The organism is Desulfocurvus sp., from assembly GCF_023230885.1.
Classification (GTDB): Bacteria; Desulfobacterota; Desulfovibrionia; order Desulfovibrionales; family Desulfovibrionaceae; genus Desulfocurvus.
The window spans coordinates 1-11,072 of record NZ_JALNWM010000109.1; the positions used below are offsets into that span (position 1 = coordinate 1).

Here is an 11,072-nt window from a genome sequence, read left to right on the forward strand (position 1 = left end):
CCACCCGCCCTTGGTCGCCCGGCGCGGGGCGCCCCCCTGGCTGGTGTTCGCAGGCCCCCGCGCGTGCGGGCTGGCCGGGAAGGTTCAGGCTCCGGCGCCGGGAGTCTTCTTCCAGTCGGCCAGAAAGGCGTCGAGGCCCTTGTCCGTCAGCGGGTGGCGCGAGAGCTTTTCCAGGACATCGAAAGGGATGGTCGCCACGTCGGCGCCCAGCAGCGCGCTTTGCAGGATATGCATGGGGCTGCGGACGCTGGCCACCAGGGTCTGGGTGGAGAATCCGTAGTTGGTGAAAATGGTTACGATCTGTTCCACCAGGGCCATGCCCTCGCCGCCCACGTCGTCCACGCGGCCGACGAAGGGGCTGACGTAGCTGGCCCCCGCCTTGGCCGCCAAAAGGGCCTGGAGCGGCGAAAAAACCAGGGTCACGTTGGTGTCGATGCCCATGGCCGTCAGCTCGCGCACGGCGGCCAGGCCTTCCATGGTCATGGGGATCTTGACCACCACGTTGGGCCCGAAGGCGACGAGGTCGCGCGCCTCGCGGACCATCTCCGCCGCCGTGAGGCCGACGACCTCCAGGCTCACCGGCCCCTCGACCTCGGCGCAGATCTTCTGCGCCAGGGTGCGCCAGTCCTCTTTCTCACGGGCCAGCAGGCTCGGGTTGGTGGTCACGCCGTCGATGAGCCCGTAGGCCTTGGCCCGGCGGATTTCTTCCAGGTTCGCCGTATCGATGAAAAAACGCATGACATCGTCTCCCTTTTCACCCCGTCGCCGGGGCCCTTGTTCACGGACACGGCACCTCGCGAGCGACCCGGAGCGCCCTGCTGCTGCGCGCGATTATCCTTCCTTGTTTTCCAGCGGCTTGGCCTCTTCGGCCTGGCCCTCTAGCTGCTTCAGGAACTTGTCGCGGCAGTCGTAGCTGCAAAAGCAGTGCACCGTTTCACCGCTGCGCACCCGGATTTCGCAGTCCTCGCGGGATACATAGCTGCCGCAGATGGGGTCCTTGACCATCTCGCCCGAGGCCTTGAGGGTTTCCTGCTCCTTCTCCTCGCGCGCTTCCTTGCGCCGGGCGTCGCCCTTGAAGAGCTTGAAGAGCAGGAAAAGCGCTGCGGCCAGAATCAGGAATTTCAGCATGATACCCCACCCTTGGCTTTGTTGTTAAAGTTTCACTTTAAGTTTTCCTCAGGGCCGGAGGCGTTGCTGCGCCCCGCCCCGCGATGCGCCCGGCTCGCCGCGTCGCCCCCACGGCCTGATCCGGCCGTCCCGCATGGCCCACGCGGCCTAGCCGCGCCCCCAGCCCTCGCGCGCCCGATCCCGCCGCGCCGCCCGCCCCTGCGCCAGCCTGGCTCCGCCGCGCAGGGCCCTACTGCCTGATCTCTTCGCCTTGCGGGCCCGGGACGACCTGGAAAACCAGGCGCGACAGGGCCTCTTCCACCGTGTGCCCCGCAGGCAGGCGCAGCCCCGGGGCCAGCTCCGCCAGGGGCACGAGCACAAAGGCCCGCCGCTCCATGCGCGGATGGGGCAGCTCCAGGCGCGCGGTGCGCAGGACCAGCCCGCCGAAAAGCAGCAGATCCAGGTCGATGATCCTCGGGCCGAAGCGCTCGGGGGCGTCCGGGCCGGTGCCGCGGTCGCGCCCAAGCTCCAGCTCGATGCCCAGGAGCGCGTCCAGCAGGGCCTCGGGGCTCACCGTCCGGTCGCATAGCACGCGCGCGACCTGGTTGGCAAACCAGGGCTGGTCGGGCTTGTCCTGCGGCTGGGTGCGGTAGACGCGCGAGGCCCCGCCCGGGCGGACGCCGGAAACCCGGCCCAGGCGCTCCAGCGCCCGGGCCAGGTTCCGCACGGGGTCGCCCAGGTTGGACCCGAGGCACACGAAAGCCTCTACAGCGCCGCGATGCGGGATACGGCCTCCTCAAGGCGCGCGGTGGGCACGGTCAGGGAGATCCGGAAATAGCCCTCGCCCGCGGCGCCGAAGCCGTTGCCGGGGGTCAGGACAACGCCGGTGCGTTCCAGCACCTCGGAGACGAACTGCGCCGAGGAACGGCCCTTGGGCACTTTGGCCCAGATGTAGACAGTGGCCTCGGGCAACGGGCAGTCGATGCCGGCCTTGCGCAGGGCCGCGACCACGGCGTCGCGCCGCTCGCGGTAGACCTCGCGGAAACCCGCCACATGGGGCTCGCCGTCGCGCATGGCCCGGATGCCTGCCTGTTGCACGGCCTGGAAAATGCCCGAGTCCACGTTGGTCTTGACCTTGCCCAGGCCCGCCACCAGCGAGGCGTTGCCCACGGCCATGCCCACGCGCCAGCCGGTCATGTTGTAGGTCTTGGACAGGGAATGGAACTCGATGGCCACGTCCTTGGCGCCGGGGAACTGCAAGATGCTCGGCGGCTTCTTGGCGTCGTCGTAGTACAGCTCCGTGTAGGCCGCGTCGTGGACGATGATGGTGTTCGTCTCGCGGCAGCGGGCGATGAGCTTCTCGAAAAACGCGGCGTCGGCCGTGGCCGCCGTGGGGTTGTTGGGGTAGTTCAGGTAGATGGACCGCGCGCGCTCCCAGGTGGCGTCGTCGATGGCGTCCAGGTCGGGCAGGAAGGCGTTTTCCTCGGTCATGGGCACGAAGGCCACCTCGCCGCCCGCAAAGCGCGTGGCGATGGGGTACACCGGATAGTTGGGCGAGCAGACGAGGTTCAGGTCGCCGGGGTCGGTGAAGGCCAGGGGGAAATGGGCGATGCCCTCCTTGGAGCCGATGAGGCTGACCACCTCGCGGGCCTCGTCCAGGTCCGTCACGCCAAAGCGCTCGGCGTACCAGCGGGTCACGGCCTGGCGGAAGGCGGGCAGGCCCTCGTAGTCCGGATAGCGGTGGTTGGCGGGGTTCTTGGCCGCCTCATAGAGGGCGTCAACGATGAAATCCGGGGTCGGCAGGTCGGGATCGCCGATGCCCAGGCTGATGATGTCCACGCCGCGCGCGGCCACCTGCTTCTTCACGCGGTCAATCTCGGCGAACAGGTAGGGCGGCAATTCGGCAATGCGCTGGGCCAGCTTGAAATCGGGCACGTCGTTGCACTCCTTGGAGCTGTCGATACGGACGGCGGGGCCGTCGGGTTGCGGGCAGGCCCGTGGACCATAGCGGCGGCTCCCGGGGGCTGTCAACGCCGGGGCGTCTTCCCGCCCCGCGGCGGCGCGGGGCACCGCGGGCCGCCCGGGCGCCCCGCGGATTGGGCCTGCCGTGCGCCCGGGGCCGCCCCTCCGCCGTGCCCCTTGTATCGTACGCCCGGGCCGTGTACCCTGCCGAGCATGTCCCGCAGCCCCGGGCCCCGGCCCGAGACATCCCGCCCCGCCCCCGCCGGGGCGCCCGCCGCGTCCCACCCCTGGGTGGCGGCCTATCTCGACCATCTGCTGCTGGTGCGCGGGCTGGCCGGGCGGACGCTGGCGGCCTACGGCCAGGACCTTGCGGCCTTCACCGACTTTCTGCGCGCCCGCGGCGCGGACCTGGCGGACGTGACCCCGCAGACCCTGACCCTGTATCTCTTCCACCTGCGCGGCCGGGGGCTGGCCAGCCGCAGCCTGGCGCGCCACCTGTCGGCCCTGCGCGGGCTGTTCGCCCACCTCGCCGACGAGGGCCGCCTGCCGGCCGACCCCGCGCACCTGCTGGAAAACCCCAAGCTGCCGCGCAAGCTGCCCGACGTGCTGACCCCGGCCGATGTGGCGGCCATCCTCGACCAGCCCGACACCGCCGACCGCCTGGGCTTCCGCGACCGGACCATGCTGGAGCTGCTCTACGCCGCCGGGTTGCGCGTCTCCGAGCTCATCGCCCTGGGCCCCCTGGACTTCGACCCCCAAACCGGGCTCCTGCGCGTTTTCGGCAAAGGCGCCAAGGAGCGCGTGGTGCCCCTGCACTACGAGGCCCAGCGCTTCCTGGAAACCTACCTGCGCTCCTGGCGCGGGCAGTTCCGCCCCGTGGAGAACCTGGTGTTCCTCAACCGCTCGGGCCGCGGGCTTTCGCGCCAGGCCGTGTGGAAACTCATCAAGCGCTACGCCCTCATGGCCGGGGTGCGCGCCGAGGTTTCGCCGCACACCATGCGCCACAGCTTCGCCACGCACCTGCTCGAAGGCGGGGCCGACCTGCGCACGGTGCAGCTGCTGCTCGGCCACGCCGACATCGCCGCCACGGAGATATACACCCACGTCCAGTCCGAGCGGCTGCTGCGCGTCCACCGCGAGCACCATCCGCGCTCGGCCATGCGCACCAGGGATCAAGAGGCCCGCCACCGCCCATGAAACCCCAGGAAAAACGCCCCGCCCCGCTGGTGATCACCACCCACGCCAACGCGGACTTCGACGCCCTTTCGGCCATGATCGCCGCCAGCCTCCTCTATCCGGAGGCCGTGCTCGTCTTTCCCGGCAGCCAGGAGAAGAACCTGCGCCATTTCTTCATCCAGAGCGCCATGTACCTGTTCAATTTCCAGAACGCCAAGGACCTGGACCTGGCCAGCGTGCGCACCCTGGTCCTGGTGGACACGCGCCAGCGCTCGCGCGTGGCCCACGTCGCCCCCGCCCTGGACAACCCCGGGCTGACCGTCCATGCCTGGGACCACCACCCCGACACCGACGACGACGTGCCCGCCAGCCAGGGCAAGGTGCTGCCCTGGGGCTCCACGGCGACCATCCTGACCCATGAGCTGATGGCCCGGGGGCCCGCCCCCAGCGCCGACGAGGCCACCTTCATCGCCCTGGGCATCTACGAGGACACCGGGTCGTTCACCTTCAACTCCACCACGCCCCAGGATTTCGCCGCCGCCGCCTGGCTCCTGGGCCACGGCATGGACGTGACCGTCATCTCCGACCTGATCACCCGCGACCTCTCCACAGAGCAGATCGCCCTGCTGGGCCAGATGCTCGACGCCGCGCAGACCCACGAGATACGCGGCATCCCCGTGGTGGTCACGGAGATCAGCACGGACAGCTACGTCAACGATTTCGCCCTATTGGCCCACAAACTCCTGGACATGGAGAACCTGCGCGTGCTCTTCGCCCTGGGGCGCATGGACGACCGGGTCCACCTGGTGGCCCGCTCGCGCAGCCCCGAGGTGGACGTGGGGCGCATCTGCGCCTCCTTCGGCGGCGGCGGCCACGCCTCGGCGGCCTCGGCCAGCATAAAGGACCGCACCCTGGCCCAGGTCAAGGACGAGCTGTTCGCCCTGCTCAACGCCCAGGTCCGCCCGCGGCACAACGTGCGCGGGATCATGTCGCGAAACCCGGCCACCGTGGACGCCGCCGACACAACGGCCCGGGCCGCCGAGATCATGACCCGCTACGGCCTGAAGGCCGCGCCCATCGTGGACGGCGCCAGCGGCGCCCTGGTGGGCATCCTGGAGCACCAGATCGCCGACAAGGCCGTGGCCCACGGCCTGGGCGGCACGCCCTGCACCGAATACATGATGCGCGGCCACGCCTCGGTGAGCCCCGAGGCCGAGCTGTACGACGTGACCGAGATCATCCTCGGCCAGGGGCAGCGGCTGGTGCCCGTGGTGGAGGACGAGCGCGTGGTGGGCGTCATCACCCGCACGGACCTGATCAACATCCTCATCGACGAGCCCGCGCGCATCCCGGAGAACCTGCTGCCCGACCGGGGCCGCGAGCGCAACATCGCCTCCCTCATGCGCGAGCGCCTGCCCGGGGACCTGCTCGACCTCATCGGCCGCGCGGGGCGGCTGGCCGACGCCCTGGGCGTGGCGGCCTACGCCGTGGGCGGATTCGTGCGCGACATACTCCTGGGCCAGCCCAACACGGACCTGGACCTCGTGGTCGAGGGCGACGGCATCGCCTTCGCCCGCGCCCTGGCCGAAGAACTGCACGGCCGCGTGCGCCCGCACCGCAAGTTCCAGACCGCCGTGGTCGTCCTGCCCGGCGAGCAGCACATCGACGTGGCCACGGCGCGCCTGGAATACTACAAGTATCCCGCAGCCCTGCCCACGGTGGAGCTGTCGTCCATCAAGATGGACCTCTACCGCCGCGACTTCACCATCAACGCCCTGGCCGTGCAGATCAACACCGCCGCCCTGGGGCGGCTGGTGGACTTCTTCGGCGCCCAGCGCGACATCAAGGAGCGCGCCCTGCGCGTCCTGCACTCCCTGTCCTTCGTGGAGGACCCGACGCGCATCCTGCGCGCCGTGCGCTTTGCCATGCGCTACGACATGCGCATCGGCGGGCAGACCGACCGGCTGATCAAGAACGCCGTGCAGCTCGGGCTGATCCAGAAGCTCTCCGGCGCCCGGCTGTTCAACGAAATGCAGCTGCTCCTGGAGGAAAAGAACGCCGTGGGCTGCCTGCGGCTCCTGCGCCAGTACAAGGTCCTGCGGGCCATGCACCCGCTGCTGACCCTGTCCCCGGCCCAGGAGGAACTGGCCGAGGAGATAGCCAAGGTACTGGAATGGCACAGAATGCTCTACCAGGACCAGTCGCCCCGGCGCTGGCTGCTCTTCTTCATGGCCCTGGCCAACGGCGCCGAGGAGGCCGACGCCCGCGCCCTGGCCGCGCGCTTCCATATGAGCCAGCGCCTGGAGGACGAGTTCATCGCCCTGCGCGCCACGGTCAACGAGACCATCTACGCCTTCAAGATGTGGCGCCACCGCCAGGGGCCGCCCTCGGAGCTGTACTTCCTGCTGGACAAGGTGCCCCTGGAGGGGGTGCTCTACTTCATGGCCCGCTACAAGCAGGAGGACGTGCGCAAGGCCCTTTCGCAATACCTGACCCAGATGCGCACGCAGGCCCTGGACATCTCCGGGCGCGACCTGCGCGACCTGGGGCTGCCCTCCGGGCCCGCCTACGGGCGCATCCTGGACGCGGTGCGCGCGGCGATGATCGACGGCCGGGCCAACTGCCGCGAGGACCAGCTGGCCCTGGCCAGGGCCCTGGTGACCGACCCGGGGTTCCGGGGCATCGAGGCCGCCCCGGCCCCCGGCGCGGCCCGGCCAGCCAAGCCCTGAGCGCGGCCCGGCCCTTGCCCTTGGGCCGCGCGCCGTGTACAACTGGCCGACAGCCCGACGCTTTCCGCCCCGCTGCGGGCCGGGGGGCGGCCGGGCGTCGTGCCGCCCGCCCGGCCCCGCGCGGGCGGCGCCAACCTGCAAGCGCGAAGGAAGACTCATGGACGTGTTGTGGGCCCCGTGGCGGCTCGAGTATATCCTCGGCCCCAAGGCCGACCAATGCCCCTTCTGCCTGCCCAGGGACACAAGCGAGGACCGCCGCCGCCGGGTGCTCCACCGCGGGCGGACCTGCTTCGTGATCATGAACATCTTCCCCTACAACAACGGGCACCTGATGGTCTGCCCCTACCGGCACCTCATGAACCTCGTCGACCTGACCCCCGAGGAGGGGCACGAGCTGATGGACCTCATGCAGCTGGCCACGCGCGTCCTCCAGGAGCGCTTCCGGCCCCAGGGCGTCAACGGCGGGGTCAACATCGGCGAGGCCGCCGGGGCGGGCATCAAGGAGCACCTGCATTTCCACCTCGTGCCCCGCTGGACGGGCGATTCCTCGTTCATGGCCTTCGCGTCGCAGACGCGGGTCATCCCCGAGCATATCGACTCCACCTACGCGGCCCTGAAGCCCCTTTTCGACCAATACACCGCCTAGCGCCCAAAGGAGATTTCCCATGCGTTTCGTCAAGTTCCTGGCCGTGATCGCCCTGTTCGTGCTGACCATGGCCCTGTTCGCCCAGAACCTGGCCGTGCTGGGCGCGCCCCTGTCCCTTGGGCTGACCATGTTCGGCGCGCAGCTTTTCGCCCTGGAGTCCCCGCTGTACATGTTCCTGCTGGCGGCCTTCTTCCTGGGCTGCGTGCTGACCCTGCTCTATTTCTTCCTGGAAAAGCTGCGCACGGGCCGTGAGCTGGCGAGGGCCAACCGCAAGCTGGCCACCCTCGAGCAGGAGGTCACCTCCCTGCGCAACCTGCCGCTGTCCGACGCCGCCCCGGCGCAGGACAACTAGGACCCCCGGAGGCCTCATGGGCTGGCGGAACCTCCTTGCGGGCGGCAGACGCGCGCGGCCCCTGGGCGCCGACGGCCGCCCGGGGTGCCTTCCCGACGCGGACGGCGCACCCGGCGACACCCAGGCGGCCATCGCCGAGCTGTCCCAGGTGGTGCGCGCCAACCCCGACGCCGTGGAGATCTACCTCGCCCTGGGCAACCTCTACCGCTCCCGCGGCGAGATCGAGCGCGCCGTGCAGATCCGCCAGAGCCTTGTGGTGCGGCCCGGGCTGGACAAGGAGATGCAGGCCCGGGCCTGGTTCGAGCTGGGCCGCGACTTCAAGCGCGGCGGGTTCCTGGACCGGGCCCAGAGCGCCTTCGAGCAGGCCCGCAGGCTCGGCGGCGACGGCGAGGCCATCGTCGCCGAACTGGCCCTGCTCACCGCCGACAGCGGCGACCATGAGCAGGCCGCGCGCCACTATGCCCGCCTGGGCAACCCCGTGGCCGAGGCGCACCATCTCGTGCGCCTGGCCGTGGAGCGCTTCGCCGACGGCCAGACGGGCCAGGGCTACAAATGGCTGCGCAAGGCCCTCAAGGCCTACGAAGGCTCCCTGGAGGCCTGGGGGGAGCTCATGCGCCAGGCCATGCTGGAAGACAAGTGGCGCGAGGTGGGCCACCACCTGGCCCGGGGGCTGGACGGCGTGCGCCCCGACCAGCGCTTCGTGCTCCTGGAAGGGCTGCTGGACGCGGTCAAGGTCCGCGAGCTGGGCCCGGACGCGGCCATGCGCGCCGACAGGCCCTTCCAGTACCACCCGCCCCGCGCGCTCACGGCCGTGGCCCTGCCGCTGCTGGAGCGCCACGACGACGACCTGCTGCTGCAATTCTACGCGGCATGGATGGTCTGCGGCGACGACCCCGAGGCCGCCCGGCGCTGGCTGGAGCGGACCCTGGTGCTCAACCCCGGATTCTGGCCCGCGCGCCTGGAGCTGCTGGCCCTGGACACCCAGGGGCAGCAGCTCGGCGAATCCTTCCGCACGCAGTTGGACTTCTTCGTGCAGCGCGCCCGGGAGCTCAAGCGCTTTGTCTGCCGCCGCTGCGGCCTCAAGCGCGAGCGGGTCTTCTTCCTGTGCCCGCGCTGCAAGAGCTGGCACTCCATCAAGTACCGCACAGTGCTGAACGAATAGATGCCCGCACGCCGTCCCGACAGCGAACAGCCCCGGGAACAGGGGATCCGCATGACCCCCATGTTCGAGCAATACCTGCGCATCAAGCAGGAGCACCCCGGCACCCTGCTCTTCTACCGCATGGGCGACTTCTACGAGCTGTTCTTCGACGACGCGCGCATCGCCGCGCGCGAGTTGCAGATCACCCTGACCTCGCGCAACAAGCAGTCGGACAACCCCGTGCCCATGGCCGGGGTGCCGCACCATTCCTACTGGGACTACGCCGCGCGCCTGCTGGACAAGGGCTACCGCGTGGCCGTGTGCGACCAGGTCCAGGACCCGCGCGAGGCCAAGGGGCTGGTGGAACGCCAGGTGACCCGCGTGCTCACGCCGGGCACCCTGGTGGAGGACGAGAACCTCGACGCCAAGGACCACAACTACCTGTGCGCCCTGTACTTCGACCCGGACAAGGGCGCCGGGGGCCTGGCCTGGGCCGACGTGTCCACCGGCGAATGGTCCGGGCTGGCCGCCGCCCGCGAGGAGCAGCTCTGGCAATGGCTGGCCAAGCTGGGGCCCAGCGAGATCCTGCTGCCCGCGGGCCACGAGGCGCCCCGGCGCTACCAGAGCTTCTCCCGGCGCGTGAACCACCTGCCCGCGCGCTCGCACTTCGACCTCGCCGCCGCCACGCGCCATGTGCTGCGCGACCAGGGCGTGGCCGACCTGGCGGCCCTGGACCTGGCCGACAGGCCCCAGCTCGTGCAGGCCATGGGCGCCATCCTCGTCTACCTGCGCCAGACGCAGATGCGCGAGGAGTTCCGGCTGGCGCCCTTCAAGCCCCTGAACCTCGCCCGGCACCTGCTGCTGGACGACGTGACCGAGCGCAACCTGGAGCTGTTCCGCCGCCTGGACGGCTCGCGCGGGCGGGGCACCCTGTGGGCCGTGCTCGACGCGACCCTCACGCCCATGGGCGGGCGGCTTCTGGCCGAACGGCTGCGCATGCCCTGGAAGGATCTCGCGCCCATCGTCAAGACCCAGGACTGCGTGCGCCTGTTCTTCGAGGACGACGCCCTGCGGGCCGACCTGCGCGCCCTGCTGGAATCGGTCTACGACCTGGAACGGCTGGTGACGCGCATCCGCATGAACCGCGCCACCCCGCGCGATTTCATCGCCCTGCGCGCCTCCCTGGGCGCCCTGCCGGGGCTGCGCGAGCGCCTGGCCGGGGCCGTGGCCGCGCGCGGCGACGAGGCGCCGGCCGCCCTGCGCCAGCTTCTGGGCGGCTGGGACAGCCTGGAGGATTTCGCGGCCCTGCTGCACGGCGCCCTGGAGGACTCGCCGCCGCCGGTGGTCACCGAGGGCGGGCTGTTCCGGCGCGGCTACCGCGCCGAGCTGGACGAGCTCATGGACCTGACCGACCACGGGCAGGCCCAGGTGGACAGGCTCCTGGAGGCCGAGCGGGCGGCCTCGGGGCTGGACAAGCTCAAGCTCGGCTTCAACCGCGTGTTCGGCTACTATTTCGAGCTGCCCAAGTCCCTGGCCGACAAGGCGCCCTACCACTTCACCCGCCGCCAGACCCTGGCCAACTGCGAGCGCTACGCCACGCCCCAGCTCGCGGAGCTGGAAGAACGCATCCTGCACGCCGCCGAGCGGCGCAAGGAGCTGGAGTTCGCCCTGTTCAAGGAGCTGCGCGCCGAACTGGCCGACGCCGCCCACCGTTTCCTGGACATGGGCCAGCGGCTGGCCGCCGTGGACAGCTGGCAGGGCCTGGCCGAGACCGCCCGCCGCCGCGACTGGGCCCGCCCCGAGCTGCACGACGGGCTGGACATCGCCATCCGCGACGGCCGTCACCCTGTGGTCGAGGCCATGCAGGGCGCGGCGGACTACATCCCCAACGACCTGCACCTCACCCAGAGCAAGCGCCTCCTGGTCATCACCGGCCCGAACATGGCCGGAAAGTCCACA

10 protein-coding genes are annotated in these 11,072 nt (G+C 70.5%); 6 read left to right on the forward strand and 4 right to left on the reverse strand.

The genetic code is table 11. The annotated features are described in order from the left end of the window. Positions 1-84 precede the first annotated feature (84 nt). The 4 genes from fsa to M0P34_RS09135 form a co-directional block, all read right to left on the reverse strand. Entirely contained in the window at positions 85-738 is a 654-nt protein-coding gene (gene fsa, locus M0P34_RS09120; protein ID WP_291498603.1) for a fructose-6-phosphate aldolase, read from the reverse strand. A gap of 93 nt (positions 739-831) precedes the next feature. Next, positions 832-1,128 carry a transcriptional regulator gene (locus tag M0P34_RS09125; protein ID WP_291498604.1) on the reverse strand — a complete coding sequence of 99 codons (297 nt, stop codon included), beginning with the start codon at positions 1,126-1,128 and terminating at the stop codon, positions 832-834. A gap of 229 nt (positions 1,129-1,357) precedes the next feature. Further along, positions 1,358-1,864, reverse strand: coding sequence for a 2-amino-4-hydroxy-6-hydroxymethyldihydropteridine diphosphokinase (gene folK / locus M0P34_RS09130; protein WP_291498605.1), 507 nt, complete (start codon positions 1,862-1,864; stop codon positions 1,358-1,360). Positions 1,865-1,872: 8 nt separating this feature from the next. Then, positions 1,873-3,042 (reverse strand): LL-diaminopimelate aminotransferase, encoded by a 1,170-nt coding sequence (locus tag M0P34_RS09135; RefSeq protein ID WP_291498606.1) that lies wholly within the window; start codon positions 3,040-3,042, stop codon positions 1,873-1,875. Between the two features lie 240 nt (positions 3,043-3,282). On the opposite strand from M0P34_RS09135, the gene xerD reads away from it, so the two are divergent. From xerD to mutS, 6 genes are all read left to right on the forward strand, one after another. After that, positions 3,283-4,266 (forward strand): site-specific tyrosine recombinase XerD, encoded by a 984-nt coding sequence (xerD, locus tag M0P34_RS09140; RefSeq protein ID WP_291498607.1) that lies wholly within the window; start codon positions 3,283-3,285, stop codon positions 4,264-4,266. Next, a complete protein-coding gene (locus M0P34_RS09145) occupies positions 4,263-6,974 on the forward strand; it encodes a CBS domain-containing protein (protein ID WP_291498608.1) in 2,712 nt (903 codons plus the stop codon). Before xerD ends, M0P34_RS09145 begins: the two co-directional genes overlap by 4 nt. Positions 6,975-7,131: 157 nt before the next feature. Continuing rightward, positions 7,132-7,620 (forward strand): HIT domain-containing protein, encoded by a 489-nt coding sequence (locus M0P34_RS09150; RefSeq protein WP_291498609.1) that lies wholly within the window; start codon positions 7,132-7,134, stop codon positions 7,618-7,620. A gap of 19 nt (positions 7,621-7,639) precedes the next feature. Further along, on the forward strand, positions 7,640-7,972 hold the full coding sequence (locus M0P34_RS09155; RefSeq protein ID WP_291498610.1) for a LapA family protein: 333 nt from the start codon (positions 7,640-7,642) through the stop codon (positions 7,970-7,972). A gap of 16 nt (positions 7,973-7,988) precedes the next feature. Further along, on the forward strand, positions 7,989-9,134 hold the full coding sequence (locus M0P34_RS09160) for a tetratricopeptide repeat protein (protein WP_291498611.1): 1,146 nt from the start codon (positions 7,989-7,991) through the stop codon (positions 9,132-9,134). Between the two features lie 51 nt (positions 9,135-9,185). Further along, positions 9,186-11,072 (forward strand): DNA mismatch repair protein MutS (gene mutS / locus M0P34_RS09165; protein WP_291498612.1); only part of this gene is annotated, 1,887 nt, incomplete at its 3' end.

What these genes read in the sequence shown, in the direction of transcription:
- fsa (WP_291498603.1), bottom strand. Translation starts at nt 738, where the DNA reads ATGCGTTTTTTCATCGATACGGCGAACCTGGAAGAAATCCGCCGGGCC.
- M0P34_RS09125 (WP_291498604.1), bottom strand. Translation starts at nt 1,128, where the DNA reads ATGCTGAAATTCCTGATTCTGGCCGCAGCGCTTTTCCTGCTCTTCAAG.
- xerD (WP_291498607.1), top strand. Translation starts at nt 3,283, where the DNA reads ATGTCCCGCAGCCCCGGGCCCCGGCCCGAGACATCCCGCCCCGCCCCC.
- M0P34_RS09145 (WP_291498608.1), top strand. Translation starts at nt 4,263, where the DNA reads ATGAAACCCCAGGAAAAACGCCCCGCCCCGCTGGTGATCACCACCCAC.
- M0P34_RS09150 (WP_291498609.1), top strand. Translation starts at nt 7,132, where the DNA reads ATGGACGTGTTGTGGGCCCCGTGGCGGCTCGAGTATATCCTCGGCCCC.
- M0P34_RS09155 (WP_291498610.1), top strand. Translation starts at nt 7,640, where the DNA reads ATGCGTTTCGTCAAGTTCCTGGCCGTGATCGCCCTGTTCGTGCTGACC.
- M0P34_RS09160 (WP_291498611.1), top strand. Translation starts at nt 7,989, where the DNA reads ATGGGCTGGCGGAACCTCCTTGCGGGCGGCAGACGCGCGCGGCCCCTG.